Raw genomic sequence first — 257 nt, 5'->3', positions numbered from 1 at the left:
GGACGCCAAAAGTCAGGTCACTTTCGCCTACGATAACGGCAAAGTGGTGGGCATCGATGCCGTGGTGCTATCAACGCAGCATGCGGAAGACATCGCCCTGCCGCAGTTGAAAGAAGCAGTGATGGAAGAGATCATTAAGCCGGTTCTACCCGCGGAATGGATTTCCCTCCAGACAAAATATTTTATCAACCCGACCGGCCGTTTCGTTATCGGTGGCCCAATGGGCGACTGTGGCCTGACCGGCCGTAAAATCATCG

Annotated in this window: 1 pseudogene; it reads left to right on the top strand. The window is 54.1% G+C overall.

Annotation, left to right across the window (positions count from 1 at the left end):
• Positions 1–257 (top strand): annotated as a pseudogene (locus BG74_RS16955) (methionine adenosyltransferase); the annotation flags it as partial.

The organism is Sodalis-like endosymbiont of Proechinophthirus fluctus (assembly GCF_001602625.1).
In the GTDB taxonomy this organism is placed as follows: domain Bacteria; phylum Pseudomonadota; class Gammaproteobacteria; order Enterobacterales; family Enterobacteriaceae.
The sequence above is the reverse complement of the archived record's forward strand: the minus strand, read 5'-3'. Positions and strand labels throughout refer to the sequence as shown.